Origin of the sequence: Solibacillus isronensis (assembly GCF_900168685.1) — a bacterium.
GTDB classification, from domain to species: Bacteria; Bacillota; Bacilli; order Bacillales_A; family Planococcaceae; genus Solibacillus; species Solibacillus isronensis_A.
The window spans coordinates 283,678-299,166 of record NZ_FVZN01000012.1; the positions used below are offsets into that span (position 1 = coordinate 283,678).

Consider the following 15,489-nt stretch of genomic DNA (forward strand, 5'->3'; position numbering starts at 1 on the left):
AAGTCAAATATATGTTTGAATATATATATAAAGTGTTTTCTTTAGTCTGCGGTAATTAATTATCCTTATAACAAGTGGATTAAGGGAATGCATGCCGTAAAAACAATAAGAGCTGTGCTATAAAAAGCCCAATTTCTCTCTTTATTAGAGAAAATGGGCTTTGTGACTCTCCTTTTATATTTAGAGATCTACTTATCAAACCGACTTCAGTGATTGTGGAATTCCACCTTGTTCTGCTAAAGGCGAACTTTATTATAGTTTTTGTTTAACATTCTTTAGCACTACTTTGCTGTGGGGAATACTTGGCATGCTCACTATGCTATAACTTAAATCCTGGTTAGGAACTTCATATTCCATTTGGTTGACTAGATATTCGAGACTTACTTTCATGATTTGAATGGTGACCCACTCTCCAGCACAGCGATGACCCATAAAGTAATCACCACCACCCTGCGGAATGAAATCAAATGGGCTTCCTTCCCATTTAGAAAATCGATCAGGACTGAACAAATCAGGATTTTCCCAAATTTTGGAATCTTGATTTGTGCCATAAAGATCCAGTAAAGTTAATGTTCCTTCTTCAAATTTATAGCCATTCCAGGTAAAATCTTTTTTTACCAGTGCTGTGACGAACGGAAAAAACGGGTAAAAACGACGAACTTCCTGTACAAACATCTGGGCATATTTTTCCTCATGGGATTCAAGTTTCTCCCTTTCTTCTGGAAAATGATGCAATGCCAGCGCAGAAAAATTGATGAATATAGCAATCGCCACAATAGGTCTCAAGATATTGATTACTTCCACAGCAGCAGTCTTAGTATCCAGAAGATTTCCTTCTAAATCGCGATGCCAGGCAAATCTAATTAAAGCTGTACTTTCTGGAGGATTTATTTCCCCATTACGCACCTTTTCAACCAAATCGCCAATCCAATTTTCTACTTTATTCCGTGCATTTCTCCCTATCCAATGGTTTGGGCCAACTGCAGCTGGAGACTCGAACATCGCGGCCAAGTTTGTTGTCATTTCTTTAACATCGTTTTCTTCCAAAGGGACGCCTGCCCACTGGCAGGCTGTTCTACACAGGATTTCTTTTACTTCTTCATAAAGAATAATTTCATCCACCTGTTCCCATTTATTTAGCGCTGTCTTCCACTGTTCTTTTGTAATGTCTGTTAGGCTTTGAATTCCCTTAGGAGACATAATAGACATAAACATTTCCTTACGATGTCTGTGATCTTGTCCGTCCAAAGCCTGAACACCTTTTTTTCCGAACAATGTTTGGACCACCCGGTTGGGTGCAGCATCTTTCCTTTTGAATTTCTCAGTGTCATAAAAAACTTCAGTAGCCGCCTTACCTCCCATGCAGATAGCTTTTTTTCCAAGCAATCGCGTCTCGAAAATATCAGAATTAAAACTGAGACGTCTGTTCAAAATATACATATATCCTTCTCTCATAAGACTTAAGCTATGATCAATTCCATCTTCACGAGGCATTTGATTTATATCTGACATATCATTCATCTCCATTTTTATTAACGATAATTTTATTATTTGCAACTTTTCCCTATTTATTCTAAAAATTTGTTCTTTCCCATCCGTTTTAATACATTTTAAAGCCTTCTTAACGAGAAGGATTTTTAATTTGCTCTCAATCAGAGGTCAACCATCTTTGTTAATTTATGAGATATTTCTCTAAAAGATAATGGGAACTATTGTAAATTCATGAAGGCAAGTCCTTGGGAGCAAGCATTTTTGATTATTTATACCTTATTTCCCCTATTTTGTCCCACCTGTAACCAATTTATAATTGGAGATGTTCAAAGGCATACATATCAGTCCATTCTGGTCTTGTCGAATGCAAACTTCATGTGACAATCCCCATTTTTTAGACAAGCATCAGAACAATGCTTACATACCTTATAACAATTTATCTGTACAAGCTGAAATTGTTCATGTACATTACTAACTGAATGTAGTATAAATGTTTGAACACATCTCGATTAAGCTACTATTATTGAACTAATGAGAGGACGTGTCTATTTGTTCTATGAGTCAAAAACGATATAATCAAGAATTTGCTACGGCCAATTAATCAAACAAAGGTTAGTACTGCAACAACCGATTTTTATGATATCCCATCTGCCTATTGGGCAAACGGTATAAAAAAAGCGTCCTCAGAAGATTTGAGATGGGGAGCATAAACTCGTTAACTGCTTTATAACAAAAAAAGTGCAACCCCCAAGTTTGAAGTAAAACACCCCTTTTTACTTTCCATATAATAACTTATTCAACACAATCGCAAAAACCTTCTTCTTCAACTAAACTGCTGCTCAAAGAAGCTTAGGTAACTTCTAAGATTCTAATTCATATATTGCTGTATCGTCTTTACTTTCTTGCCACGTACTAAAAACAACTGGTTCTTGACTTTGTTTTAACTAAACACTTTACAAGACACAAAATTGTCAACCAAATATCCAAGTGAATATTTGATTGATATGTTCAATTTGTTACAATAAGGATTAAATTGGAGGTAGAGTAAAATACTTGGAGTTTAAATTATCCCTTATACACTGCATAAAACTAAGATTAATTACACAAAGGTTTTTGATTCAATTATGAAATTTGTAGTTATTCTTACTTTAGTTGCTGTGCTTTGCTTGTAGCAATTGTAATAGTTACTAACAATCAGGTATCAGATGAATCAGAAGATGTGAGACTTTAGGTAGTATTAACAGGACAACCAATAATAGGTGAAGAAAATGCTCCGGTAACAGTAGTGGAATTTGGAGATTTCAAATGTCCATCATGTAAAGCATTGGGGAGAGACAATTTATCCTCAGCTTATTGAAGTTTATGTTTTATCGGGCGATGTTAAGTTCTCTTATATAAACGTTTTATTCCATGGGGAGGAAACGACCTTGGCTGCATTGGGAGCCGAAGCTGTTTATAAGCAAATTCCAGAAGTATATTGGGATTCCCATGAAAAAGTATTTGCAAAGCAACCAGAAGCGGTAATGCATGATGATGTATGGGTAACAACTGAAAAGTAATTACATTGGCTAGTGAATTCCCTTCTATTAAACAAGACAATTAAAAGAAAGTATTGAACAAGAATTAACAGTAGATAAAGTTAATATTGATAAAGATTTATTTATGAAAAATAACGTATCTCAAACACCAACTATTAATATTAATGGAATAACTATTAAGAATCCATTTAAGAGGATTTATACCTTGTGATTTATGTTGGATTCAACGGATTTTTATGTATCCATTAGTTTTAATTTTGGGAATTGGAACATTCCAAGGTGAGATATATCTGTAAGAAAATATGTATTACCTGTATGAATAATTGGTGGGGTTATATCATTTTTTCATTACCTCGAGCAGAAAGTGCCAGGCTTTGGAGGAATAAAACCTTGTGTAAGTGGAATTCCATGTAGTGCTCAATACATTAATTGGTTTGGTTTTATTACAATACCTTTTTTAGCTTTAATTGCCTTTACTTTAATAAGTATGTGCATGGTTATCTTATTTAAGAAATCGAAGAAGTAAATTAATTTGAATTTTAAATAATTTTATGTGAAAAGGAGGAGTGAAAGTATTTGTTAGAACTAAGTTTATTTTTAGCGTTTGGGGCTGGATTATTATCATTTATCTCACCCTGTTCTTTCCCGTTGTACCCAGCGTTTCTTTCTTATGTAACAGGAATATCTTTAAATGATTTGAAAGAGGATAAGGGAGTATTTAATCGTAAAGCGTTAGTACATACTTTGCTATTTTTACTAGGGTTCTCCAGTATTTTTATGGCATTAGGATTCTCAACTTCATTTATTGGTACACTTTTTATACAATATCAGGATTTACTTAGACAAATTGGGGCAATCATCATGGTCTTTTTTGGTTTAGTTATACTGGGCGTATTTAAGATGGATTTTTTTCTATCTGAAAAGAAGGTACAGTTTAAAAAAAGACCTCAAGGTGTCATAGGATCTGTTGTTATTGGAATGGGTTTTGCTGCAGGATGGACACCATGTACAGGTCCAATACTAGCTAGTGTTATTGCTTTAAGTATGTCTGACCCAGGGAAAGGCATGCTTTATATGTTATTTTATGTCCTAGGGTTTGCCATTCCATTCCTAATTATGTCGCTATTTATTGGGAAAATGAAGTTTCTTCAAAAGAAAGGTAATTGGTTTATGAATTTTGGAGGAGGAGTAATGATCATAATGGGGATTTTATTATACTTCGATATGATGACAAAAATTATTGCATTCTTAACACCATTTTTCGGAGGGTTTACAGGATTTTAGAAGAGAGGTGAGGTTTTACTATGGATAAAAAAAGACGAAGATTTTTTATGCGTCTATTTGTTTTGATTTTAATGGTTGCTGCAATAGTATTTACTCTGTACAGTAGCCTTACAAAGGAGAAGAGAGAAGTAATACAAGTAGGTGATATTGCACCCGACTTTGAACTCGTGGATATGAATGGGAGAACCCATAAATTATCAGAGTATAGGGGACAGGGAGTCTTTTTAAATTTTTGGGGTACATGGTGTAAACCTTGCGAAAGAGAATTTCCGATTATGGAAAAATATTATCAAGGTTACAAAAATGAAGGAGTTCAAGTATTAGCTGTAAACATTGCGGAACCAGATTATACAGTAAATAAATACATAGAACAAAAGGGTTTAACATTCCCGGTTTTAATAGACAGATACAGGAGCGTTATGGGGGCTTACAATATTAAACCGTTACCAACAACTATTTTAATTAATTCAGAAGGAAAAATTGAGAAAATTATTACCGGTGAAATGACTGATGAAAGCATTCTGAGTTATATGAAACAGATAATGCCTAAATAAATATATTTGAAACCATGTTATTGAGGAAACTAGGGAATGTGAATGTCAACACTAAACTGGACAAAAATTATAGGGGCTGTAACGCAAAGAATTTTGATTAAAAAGTTGCTCAAGAGTTAATTAACCAGCTTTGAGCAACTTTTTATCTAATGAATATTCTTAGGCAACAATTTTACATGCTTCTGCACATTTAAAGCAGGCATTAGCACATTTCTGACAGTGTTCATGATCATGCTTTTTGCATTCGTTTCCACATGCTTCACAAATCTTTGCACAAACGGAAGCTAACTCAGAAATAAATGGTGTACCTCTTGAAATCGCTTGTTCTAAATAGTTACACATATCTGCGCATTCTCTGTCTAAACGTATGCATACGGCCATCATCTTAATGTCTTCCTCTTTCATACATGCATTATAACAATGATTACATTCTACCATGCATTCATGTAAAATTTGCAGTAATTCTTGATGTTGTTCATGTGACATATTCAATTCCTCCTATTAATATTATCTTAATTCCACACTTATAATATTCCCATTAATTTTACCATTAAACAAAAATCGATGACCTTCACAGATTCTAACATTAGTAGAAATGAAGAAAAGTCGACCAAAAATTGGGTCCATAGAGTCCGTTCTTATAAACCGCGCTAACTTTACACCCTTATGTGAGTCAGTTTAGTATGTTGGGTCCAAGAGATGATCGTGTATAAGAAAATGGAATCGATGGTGAACTGTATCATACACGTATTGGTTTCGAAAAGCTTTATGCATGCTATTAAAATGACATGTGCTGGGGTTTTGGTAATTCATAATCACCCGAAATCGTCTCCCTTTAACGCAACATCCGCTGTTTCTAACGCAGTATCTGTACGAGCACCACCCATTGCAATATCTGCCGTAGAAGCTGCTAAGGCAGGGGCATCTTTAACTCCATCTCAAATCAGGCAACATTTCCGTATTCAGATGTTAGTTTTTTAATATTGACATTTTACAATAATAACTTTAAGCTAAAAGCATATCATATTCAAATGTACATTAGAATATGACTTCTATATTACTTAAAAAACTATTTATATATTTTAAAATAATGCAATGCATGAAGGGGAAATAATTGAACGTGCATCAAACGAATAACTAAATATCTTTATCTGCTAAAAGACTATTTATAAGGAGTTTTTTTCTTTAATTAAACGCAATGATTTACAAAATATTATAAATCCCCTTTCTTTAAAAAGTTGTTTACAAATATTAGAAAATAAATTTTTGAGGTGACGTCTTTGTATTGGATTATTATACTCACACTCGGTGTTGATCAGCTTTTTAAATATCTAGTTAGAAATTTTATGGACTATGGGCAATCTATTTCAATTATTAATGGTTTTTTCCAATTAACATCTCATCGCAATACAGGCGCAGCTTGGGGAATTTTTGCTGGACAAAAAATATTCTTAATTAGCTTTGCTATTATTGTTATAGTCATTGGTCTTATATATTGTCGTAAAGTAACTGATAAGCTTACGCGTATAGCCTTTGGTTTTTTTATAGGAGGTGCAGTGGGAAACGTTGTAGACCGTTTATTTTTTGGAGAAGTAACAGATATGTTCGAAATTACATTTATTAATTATCCGATATTTAATACTGCGGATGTATTTTTAGTTTGTGGAGTTATTTTATTCTTTATTAGCACCTATAAAGAAAAAATTAGAGAGTGATCAATCTTAAAAAGTCCTTTACATTAAAGGATTTAAATACTGGACAAACAAATTCAAAGGAAAGTAACACGAATAATCACCAGAACCAAAACCATTCTATGTATGACGAAGCCCTTTCTTTTTTATAAAACCGGAACTTCTTTTAGACCAATTTTTCTTAAGAAAAATAATCAAACCGCCAAAAACATTAGCTAAAGCTTATGTTATTACATAAAAAATAATTTCCATAATCTTTACTCTATAAAAATAAATAAATTGGACCTGCACTTATATTATGCAGGTCCAGTTAAGTTAAAGATACGAATTCTTTTTTTCAGCAATGGAGCATGTCCCATAACTCCTTCAACTGCTTCCATAAGCGGTTCAGGTAAAGTTGGGTGTACGTAAATTGTAAGGCTGAGATCTTCTGCAGTTGCCCTAACTCAAGATACCATAAGAAGCGTATCCTCATAGCATACCCGGCCTACATGAAGTTCCGCATAACCTTCATTTTCCAGATTGGGGTTACTTTACGACACTTTGAATCTTTAGAAGGTAAGCCATGACCGTCCCCATCAAGTTGGAGTCCTGGTAGTGAACTGTACATTCTGGGAGTAAACAAGGTTAAAGAGTCATATCTATCTCTCCATACTTCACCAACATACATTCCTTTTTCTAAAATAAGAAATTCTTTGTTATTTTGCTTCAAATAGTAACCCATTGATAACCCTGCTTGTCCACCACCGATAACATGTGTGTGATACATACATTATTCCTCCAATAGAAAAAGTTAATTGTTTCTAGGTAACTTAGAACTATTTTTATTTAGATTTCTTGGTAAAGAAGAAAATCATGCTAATAGTTATTAAGGTAAAAGCAGTTAGAGCTAAAAAAGGTATTGTAATAAAACCGAACCAATTAATGTATTCTGCACTACATGGAACCCCGCTTACGCAAGGCTTTATTCCACCAAAGCCTGGAACCTTTTGCTCTAGGTAATGGAAAAACGAAATCAAGCCGCCAATAGTTGACAAAGGTAATACAAACTTTTTCACAGAGGTATCGCTTTGTAAAGTCCCAATACCCAAAATCACCACTAATGGGTACATGAATATTCTTTGGAACCAACAAAGATCGCATGGTATAAAGCCTTTAATTTCACTAAAATAGAGACTACCCAGCGTTGCAATAACAGATACGAGCCAAGCAAAATATAATATCCAAACTTTTCTTCCTTTTCCACTAGCATTAGAATTTTTACTCATTTTTCTCTGTCCCTAGTTCTCGCTCTATTACTTCCTTTATAGCTTCATAATCAAACGGATTTTCCATTGTAATTCCATTGATGTTAATAGTAGGCGTTTGCGATACATTATGTTTGGTATACAAATCTTTATCGCTGTTTACTTGTTCAGCCGTCAATTCTTGTTCAATATCTTCCTTTAATTGTTCTTGGTTGATTGAAGGTATACCACTAGCAAGTTCAAGTATTTTCTCTGTTGTAATCCACAAACTATCATGTTGACTTGATTCTGGTTGAGCATCGAACAAGTTCTTATGAAAATCCCAATAAACTTCTGGATCTTGTTTATAGACAGATTCAGCTGCCAACGAACCAACGACAGATTCTTTACCATGGAATAAGACATTCACATAAGCGAATTTAACATCTTCAGTCAAAATGTAATCTTCTACAAGTTGTGGGTAAACGGTTTCTCCCCATGCTTTACATGAAGGGCATTTAAAATCTCCGAATTCGACAACTGTCACTGGAGCGTCTTCTGATCCAAGTACAGGTTGTCCTGTTATATCAACTTCTTCTCTTACTATTTCTGTTTCATCAGGGGTTTGATTGCTACTAATTACCACGATGATAGCAAGTAGTGCAATTGCAACTATTGTAACGATTACTGCAAACTTCATATTTGAGTTTTTCAAAATTATTGCTCCTTTTTATTTTTTTATTTTAAAAGCTAATACTACTCATTAACCCTAAGTAGAGAGATATTACACAGAAGGCACTCATTATAAATGCTATAACAGAAGAGACCTTCTTCAGAAACACCACTACCGTGAGAATTAAAAAACTAAAGGATAGTATTATAAACACGGACCCCAAAATGTTGAAATCCAAAACAGCGTGGATTGGATTGGTGATTACTCCGTTATACAATGCCTGAAAAACGTTCGATACTCCATTACCTGACACGGTGGACTCTATGCTATGTGGTGGCTCTTGTTGTCCCAGAATGGCAGTTGCAGAGAAAATGAGTAAAAGGAATCCACTTTCAGCTTTGACCCAAGGTAGCGGGTTGATCTGCGGATCCAATTTAATTCTCCTTCTCATCCAAACTCCGTTAATAAATGCAAAAAGAACGATAGGAATAACAATTAGGTGTTTGATGAGTAGTGCCTGGCCGTAAGGTAGTAGCCAAGAATTTGCATACTCATTAAAATCAAGAACTAGTGTCATTAGGAACAATCCAGTACCAGTTATGACTAATAAGCAACTAATTGCAACTGGGGTAAACCATTTTAAAAAAGTGGACCAGTTTTGATGGTTTACGGAGAACCAGCTAATCACAATTAAGATTCCGACCCAAATGGTTACGGCCAAGAAATGCAGGGTATGTGCAAGAAAACCACTCCACTCAGTTAGTGACGCAGAATGGCTAGCCCAACCTAGCGATAATACAAGTGCAAGTGTAAATACTATGGATACTATAAGGTGTTTTTTGCTAGTAAAGACAGAAAATATTGATACATAAAGATAAAAAATAGTAGAAAGGAAAAGAGTAACTGTCCATGCTTGTCCTACTTCAAACCCACCAACAACGTTTTCTATCGTTAAATTCAATCCGATATCCACGTATAAAAACAGGATTAATCTAATAATAGGGAAAAGTGACAGGAGAACGATTCCTAAAATCGAGAGTTGTAACCATCTTTTACTGAATTTAATGGTGGGTCTATGATTAATTGGAATTAATGATAGAATGAACGAACCCATTAATAAAGAAAAACATAGATCAAGAAGGGTTTCCGAAAAATAAATCCAAATCATCATTTTTTCCCTCTCTTCAGTAACCAAAAGGAAGTTCCCAACGCAACCATTACTAACAGAATTGCGGTTACAAATAAGAAATTGTTCGAAGTAGGGGCTTCTTTCTCAATATTTTCAACAATATGGTCACCATGTTCGGTCATGTTTTCTTTTAAAATTGGTTCTGATGAAGCTTTAGCATTATTACCACCAGAAGTATCTACCGAAAATGAATACGAATTTTCAATAGGATGTCCATCTCCCCCTATTATTTTCCAATTAACTATGTATTTTCCTTCTTCTAATGGAGAGCTTAAGTTTCCAATCATATCTTTATTGTTGACTAGAATACTTTCCATAGGAATATCTTGTCCACTTTCATTAGTTAGCTTAAATGAACTTGTAACTTCAATAACCGTATTAAATGTTAGTGTCAAGGTGGATAAATTTTCTGTAATGACCTCTCCGTCATGAGGGACAGAACTCTCCAGATTGGAATGGGCTAAAACAGTTGGTGTGAATGTGAATAGTAATAAGAATACTGAAATATAAATTTTTTTCAAATTATATCTCCTCCTAGTGTTGATTTATTCTGATTGTAACAGTTGCATTTACATATTCAAACACTCACTTGAATATATTATTGACAAAATATTGTCTTTTGCATACACTAATATTAATAATCAAATGAATATTTGAATGAGGTGAATAAATTGACAGAAATGATCAAAAAAGTACCGAAGGATATGTGTGAAATAACGTGTTTTGATGAAGAAATGGTTGAACGTGTTAAACCAAAAATGGAAGAAATGAATGGAGTAGAGCTTATTTTTAAAGCTTTATCCGATGCAACACGTTTGAAAGTCACATATGCCTTAACTCTTGAGAAAGAATTGTGTGTGTGTGACGTTGCAAACATACTTGGTACTACAACTGCAACTGCATCTCACCATCTGCGCTATCTTCGCAACATGGGATTAGCAAAATATCGGAAAGAAGGAAAACTGGTGTTTTATTCAATTGTGGATGAACATGTTAGACAGTTAGTGAGTATTGCTCATAATCATTCGAAAGAAGGTTGGAGCGAATGACCGAAGAAAAAAATGTTTATCGATTACAAGGTCTTTCTTGTACAAATTGTGCTGCAAAGTTTGAAAAGAATATCCGTAATATTCAAACAGTTGAAGATGTACAGTTAAACTTTGGTGCATCTAAACTTACAGTTCATGGGGAAGCAACGATTGAGCAACTAGAAGATGCAGGTGCCTTTGATGGTATTAAGGTTGTACCAGAAAAACAAAAAGTACAGGAGAAAAAGGATCCTTTCTGGAAAAAAAGAGAAAATCAAACGACATTTATTTCAGCGGTATTTCTACTACTTGGCTACTTCTTCTCAACAGTATATGGAGAAGAAAGTATCCAAACAATCCTTACCTTCGGTGTATCCATCATAATTGGTGGTTACAGTCTGATCAAAGTAGGATTATTAAATTTAACAAAGCTTCAATTTGATATGAAAACATTAATGACAATTGCCGTAGTTGGTGCGGCCATCATTGGTGAGTGGGGAGAAGGAGCTGTCGTCGTTTTTCTCTTTGCGATAAGTGAAGCATTAGAAAGTTATTCAATGGACAAAGCGCGACAATCTATTCGTACGCTCATGGATATAGCACCAAATACTGCGATGATCAAACGCGGGAAAAATGAATATGAAATAGCAGTTGAAGATATTCAAATAGGCGATGTCATGATTCTAAAACCAGGTCAAAAAGTTGCGATGGATGGCGAGGTCATTCACGGTCAATCTTCTATTAATCAAGCATCTATTACTGGTGAATCAGTTCCTGTTCTTAAAATGATTGGAGACGAAGTATTTGCTGGGACACTGAATGAAGAAGGCTCTCTCGAAGTTCGTGTGACAAAGCGTGTAGAAGATACGACGATTTCGAAAATTATTCATCTGGTGGAAGAAGCACAAGCAGAGAAAGCGCCCTCGCAACAATTTGTAGATAAATTCGCCAAGTATTACACACCATCAATTTTATTGATATCTTTCTTAGTGGCATTGTTCCCTCCCCTATTCTTAGGTGGAGAATGGAATGAATGGATTTATCGTGGTCTTGCGGTATTAGTAGTCGGATGTCCATGTGCATTAGTGATTTCAACTCCCGTAGCTATTGTAACAGCTATCGGAAATGCTGCAAGAAATGGTGTTTTAATTAAAGGTGGGATTCACTTAGAAGAAACAGGTCGTTTGAAAGTTGTAGCATTTGATAAAACGGGAACTTTAACAAAAGGAACTCCAGAAGTAACTTCAGTTGTTTCCCTATCAGAAATGAACAACTTGGAGATCTTACAGGTTTCAGCTTCTATCGAAAAGTTTTCCCAACACCCACTTGCTTCTGCTATTTTGAAAGAAGCTAAAAAAGAAAAAATTGAGTTATTACCAGTTGACGATTTCCAATCGATTACAGGTAAAGGAGCGAAGGCAACGATTGGTGACCAACTTATTTATATTGGAAGTCCCAATTTATTTAGAGAGACTATGTCTTTATCTTCTTCCATTGAAGATCAAGTAAAAGAGCAGCAACTGGACGGCAAAACGGTCATGTTACTGGGAACAGAACATGAAGTTAAAGGATTTATCGCAGTAGCGGATCAAGTGAGAGATAGTAGCTTCAGTGTTATCAAAAAACTACACAAATTGGGTATTCAAAAGACCATTATGTTAACAGGTGATAATCAGTCAACTGGAAGTGCAATCGGCAGGCAATTGGAATTGACAGATGTGCGAGCGGAGCTTATGCCAGAAGACAAATTGAGTGTTATTAAATCACTCAGAGAAGATTATGGTAAAGTTGCTATGATTGGAGATGGTGTAAATGATGCACCTGCATTAGCAAGTGCGACTGTAGGAATCGCCATGGGTGGTGCCGGAACCGACACAGCACTTGAAACAGCGGATATTGCTTTAATGGCCGATGATTTAGAGAAACTACCATATACCATTGCTTTAAGTAGAAAAACGCTAAATATCATCTTCCAAAATGTTGCATTTGCTTTAGGATTAAAAGTGTTAGCTTTGCTATTAATAATTCCCGGTTGGTTAACATTATGGATGGCTATTTTTGCAGATATGGGCGCAACCTTAATCGTTGTTTTGAATTCATTAAGATTGATTCGAACGAAATACTGATTTGTATCAAGTAAATTATTTTAATTTCATTATGCAGTTAAATATTGCAATAAGAAATAAACTTTAAATAATGCAAACAATTTTTCACCTCTATAATAATTACAACAAAATGAATACATCATAACTAGAAAAAATCCATCTCTTCACGTTGATGAGATGGATTTCCATATTATATAGAGTGGCTTTTATATATTCCAAATAATTCTCGGCTATTCATCACAAGTTGTGCATAACTTAAAAAGTATTCAGCAGTTAATGTACTTGAATGATGTAATCGCATTAGCAGCTTGATTGTTCGTAGCCTAGTAATACTAAGCCAAGCTGGCCATTTTCTTCTTCTGCGTGAATCGTTACGTCTGTTAGCTGCTGGGCAATTTGTGGATCTACGGCGATTTCAATTCCTTCAACTCTCTCTACTGTATCAGCTTCCTGAGCTTGTGCAATTTCTGCACTTAAATTCATACCACAACATCCAGCTACACCGTAAAAGCGCAATGTTGCACCTTCAGCTTGTGCTAATACTTGCTCTACAAATTGTTTACCTTCTGGACTCATCTTCATTTTAGCGTCTCCCCTTTTAATGCATGTAATCCGTCTTTTCCAACTGGCGCTTCCTTCACCCAAGGAATCGTCACAAAACGGTTTTTGCTTAATTGTTTTACTTCTTCTATCCATTTAACCTCAGACTGCTGTTTTTGCATCAGTGTTGAGCTTGTTAGCGTAAGACCTGCAAATGATTGATTAACTACCCACCAATCGACATGTAAGCCTGCACGTGCTAAATCCTCTTGCAGTCGTGATGCTTCATAAACAGGTGTGGCTTCTGGTAACGTAATGATGGCTACACTCGTATAATGTCGATCACGTAACCGTGGTAATAAATTTGAAACAGCAACAGGTACTTCCCCAGCTGAACGAGAAATTTCCCTATGATAGCTTTCCGTTGCATCGAGCAGTAACAGCGTGTGCCCTGTTGGCGCTGTATCAATAATAATAACTTCATCTTGATGCGTTTCAACCAAATTCGCAAATGCTCTAAAGACCGCAATTTCTTCCGTACAAGGTGAAGCTAAATCTTCTTTTACAAAAGCGAGTCCGTCTTCATTCATTGTCTCACTTGCTTTTGCTAGCACTTCTGCTTCGTAATTCGCAATTTCTACTTTTGGGTCAATACGACTAACAGTTACACCATCTTGTTCCTCTTGAACAAATGTCCAATTTATATGGGCTGCGGGGTCTGTTGTTGTTAAGTGTACACGCATCCCTTCTTCGGCCAGTCTAAGAGCAATATACGAGGCAACGGTCGTTTTCCCTACGCCACCTTTCCCCATCGCAAAAATAATCTTTGGTTTACGTGCCACGTAGTCCGCAATCATTTCTTCAAGTTCTGGAGTATTTAGTGACGTTGGCTCATTCGCATTTGTCTGGAGCTTCGTATCCATCATCCATGCTTCCATTCGCTCAATGTTTGATAAAGAATATGGTACAAACGGTAAGTAATAATGGTCAAATGCCTTTAATGGTTCTGGCATTTTTTTTAGCGCGACTGTTTGACGTTCATAAAATGCCTTTTCAATCGGGTCATCACTTGCCGATTGTAGAAAGCCGTTAATAATTAATTGCTGATTACGCAAACCAATCTCAAATAATTCCTCTGATGCACGTGCTGCTTCTTTTAATGGATTTGTTTCAGGTCGTGTGACAAGCATCAGTGTTGTTTGCGCCTCATTCGTTAACTGTGCAACAGCTTGCTTATATACTTCTCGCTGTGGCTCAAGCCCTTTTAATGGACCTAGACAAGACGTGCCTGTCGTATTTTCATCTAAAAATGTTGACCATGCTGACGGTAACTGCAATAAACGAAGGGTATGGCCAGTTGGTGCCGTATCAAACACAATCGTATCGTACTGCTCTGTATACGCATCGTTTGTTAACAGCATTGCAAATTCATTAAAAGCGGCAATTTCAACAGTGCAAGCACCGGATAATTGTTCCTCCATATTTTGAATCACAACTTCCGGCAATTTCCCGCGATATGGACCAACCATTTGTTCCTTATAGCTTGCTGCTGCTTGCTCTGGATCAAGATTTAGGGCATAAAGATTTTCTGTACCATTTATTTTCGTGGGTTCATTTTTTAAGTCCTGACCAAATATATCTTGTAAATTCGAAGCAGGGTCTGTGCTAATCAACAGCACTCTTCGTCCCTCTTTCGCTAACGCAATGGAAAGACTGCTAGCAGTCGATGTTTTCCCAACACCACCTTTTCCTGTAAAGAAAAGAAACGGTGTCTTCGGAAAATGCTCACGTGTAAAACGTTCCATTATTTATTCACTCCGATTGATAGACGAACTTTTGGCTTTTTCAAAAGCTCATCTTCACTTAATCCAGACCACTCAGCAAACTGAACTGTTGTCGGGTAATTACCCTTTAATACTAGTTCACCATCCACGAATGTCGCCGGCAAGCTATCCATTCCGTTATTCATCAATAAATCATTAACTGCTTTATTGTCGATAAACATATCCGGATGATTCGTTAAATTGAAACGTTCAGCTGACACGTTCGTATTTTTTAAGTTATTCATAATAAAAGACATGCGTAGTAACTCTGGATCGATTGCTGGTCCACATACACCTGTTGGACAACACATCGCCTGTTCAAAAATTTCAATTTTCTTCAAGTCGAT

15 protein-coding genes and 3 pseudogenes are annotated in these 15,489 nt (G+C 35.7%); 7 read left to right on the forward strand and 11 right to left on the reverse strand.

Going from position 1 to position 15,489, the window contains the following annotated elements; all coding sequences use genetic code 11:
* Positions 1-252: 252 nt before the first annotated feature.
* Positions 253-1,512 carry a cytochrome P450 gene (locus B5473_RS06320; RefSeq protein WP_079524101.1) on the reverse strand — a complete coding sequence of 420 codons (1,260 nt, stop codon included), beginning with the start codon at positions 1,510-1,512 and terminating at the stop codon, positions 253-255.
* 1,271 nt (positions 1,513-2,783) lie between these two features.
* Between B5473_RS06320 and B5473_RS20855 the strand changes: the two genes are divergently transcribed.
* The 4 genes and pseudogenes from B5473_RS20855 (at position 2,784) to resA (ending at position 4,867) form a co-directional block, all read left to right on the forward strand.
* A complete protein-coding gene (locus B5473_RS20855) occupies positions 2,784-3,050 on the forward strand; it encodes a DsbA family protein (protein ID WP_254865257.1) in 267 nt (88 codons plus the stop codon).
* 167 nt (positions 3,051-3,217) lie between these two features.
* Positions 3,218-3,555, forward strand: a pseudogene (locus B5473_RS06330) (disulfide oxidoreductase); the annotation flags it as partial.
* A gap of 50 nt (positions 3,556-3,605) precedes the next feature.
* Positions 3,606-4,313, forward strand: a complete 708-nt coding sequence (locus B5473_RS06335) for a cytochrome c biogenesis CcdA family protein (RefSeq protein WP_079524102.1) — start codon at positions 3,606-3,608, stop codon at positions 4,311-4,313.
* A 20-nt stretch (positions 4,314-4,333) separates the two neighbouring features.
* Positions 4,334-4,867, forward strand: a complete 534-nt coding sequence (gene resA, locus B5473_RS06340; protein ID WP_079524103.1) for a thiol-disulfide oxidoreductase ResA — start codon at positions 4,334-4,336, stop codon at positions 4,865-4,867.
* A gap of 159 nt (positions 4,868-5,026) precedes the next feature.
* Here resA and B5473_RS06345 read toward each other — a convergent pair whose 3' ends face one another.
* Together B5473_RS06345 and B5473_RS20860 are read right to left on the reverse strand one after the other, a co-directional pair.
* Positions 5,027-5,353 (reverse strand): four-helix bundle copper-binding protein, encoded by a 327-nt coding sequence (locus B5473_RS06345; protein ID WP_079524104.1) that lies wholly within the window; start codon positions 5,351-5,353, stop codon positions 5,027-5,029.
* A gap of 338 nt (positions 5,354-5,691) precedes the next feature.
* A pseudogene (locus B5473_RS20860) lies at positions 5,692-5,805 on the reverse strand (hypothetical protein); the annotation flags it as partial.
* Positions 5,806-6,147: 342 nt separating this feature from the next.
* Between B5473_RS20860 and lspA the strand changes: the two are divergent.
* The gene (lspA, locus tag B5473_RS06350) at positions 6,148-6,582 is read left to right on the forward strand and encodes a signal peptidase II (protein ID WP_079524105.1); all 435 of its coding nucleotides are present in this window, start codon (positions 6,148-6,150) and stop codon (positions 6,580-6,582) included.
* A gap of 523 nt (positions 6,583-7,105) precedes the next feature.
* Here the strand turns inward: lspA and B5473_RS06355 are convergent.
* The 5 genes and pseudogenes from B5473_RS06355 to B5473_RS06375 all read right to left on the reverse strand — a co-directional run.
* Positions 7,106-7,327, reverse strand: a pseudogene (locus B5473_RS06355) (NAD(P)-binding domain-containing protein); the annotation flags it as partial.
* Between the two features lie 55 nt (positions 7,328-7,382).
* On the reverse strand, positions 7,383-7,826 hold the full coding sequence (locus tag B5473_RS06360; protein ID WP_079524107.1) for a disulfide oxidoreductase: 444 nt from the start codon (positions 7,824-7,826) through the stop codon (positions 7,383-7,385).
* On the reverse strand, positions 7,819-8,484 hold the full coding sequence (locus B5473_RS06365) for a DsbA family protein (RefSeq protein ID WP_079524148.1): 666 nt from the start codon (positions 8,482-8,484) through the stop codon (positions 7,819-7,821). The genes B5473_RS06360 and B5473_RS06365 overlap by 8 nt, the downstream gene beginning before the upstream one ends.
* A gap of 43 nt (positions 8,485-8,527) precedes the next feature.
* Entirely contained in the window at positions 8,528-9,628 is a 1,101-nt protein-coding gene (locus B5473_RS06370; protein WP_254865258.1) for a copper resistance D family protein, read from the reverse strand.
* A complete protein-coding gene (locus B5473_RS06375; RefSeq protein ID WP_176142036.1) occupies positions 9,625-10,167 on the reverse strand; it encodes a copper resistance CopC family protein in 543 nt (180 codons plus the stop codon). The genes B5473_RS06370 and B5473_RS06375 overlap by 4 nt, the downstream gene beginning before the upstream one ends.
* Before the next feature lie 159 nt (positions 10,168-10,326).
* Here B5473_RS06375 and B5473_RS06380 point away from each other — a divergent pair, with 159 nt between their 5' ends.
* Together B5473_RS06380 and B5473_RS06385 are read left to right on the forward strand one after the other, a co-directional pair.
* A complete protein-coding gene (locus B5473_RS06380) occupies positions 10,327-10,695 on the forward strand; it encodes an ArsR/SmtB family transcription factor (RefSeq protein WP_079524150.1) in 369 nt (122 codons plus the stop codon).
* The gene (locus B5473_RS06385) at positions 10,692-12,800 is read left to right on the forward strand and encodes a heavy metal translocating P-type ATPase (RefSeq protein ID WP_079524109.1); all 2,109 of its coding nucleotides are present in this window, start codon (positions 10,692-10,694) and stop codon (positions 12,798-12,800) included. Before B5473_RS06380 ends, B5473_RS06385 begins: the two co-directional genes overlap by 4 nt.
* 279 nt (positions 12,801-13,079) lie before the next feature.
* Here the strand turns inward: B5473_RS06385 and B5473_RS06390 are convergent, their stop codons facing one another.
* Genes B5473_RS06390 through arsD form a run of 3 tightly spaced genes read right to left on the reverse strand, consistent with a single transcriptional unit; the run spans position 13,080 to position 15,483 of the window.
* The gene (locus tag B5473_RS06390; protein ID WP_079524110.1) at positions 13,080-13,361 is read right to left on the reverse strand and encodes a Fe-S cluster assembly protein HesB; all 282 of its coding nucleotides are present in this window, start codon (positions 13,359-13,361) and stop codon (positions 13,080-13,082) included.
* Positions 13,358-15,124, reverse strand: coding sequence for an arsenical pump-driving ATPase (gene arsA, locus B5473_RS06395; RefSeq protein ID WP_079524111.1), 1,767 nt, complete (start codon positions 15,122-15,124; stop codon positions 13,358-13,360). Before arsA ends, B5473_RS06390 begins: the two co-directional genes overlap by 4 nt.
* Positions 15,124-15,483 (reverse strand): arsenite efflux transporter metallochaperone ArsD, encoded by a 360-nt coding sequence (gene arsD, locus B5473_RS06400; RefSeq protein ID WP_079524112.1) that lies wholly within the window; start codon positions 15,481-15,483, stop codon positions 15,124-15,126. Before arsD ends, arsA begins: the two co-directional genes overlap by 1 nt.
* Positions 15,484-15,489 lie beyond the last annotated feature (6 nt).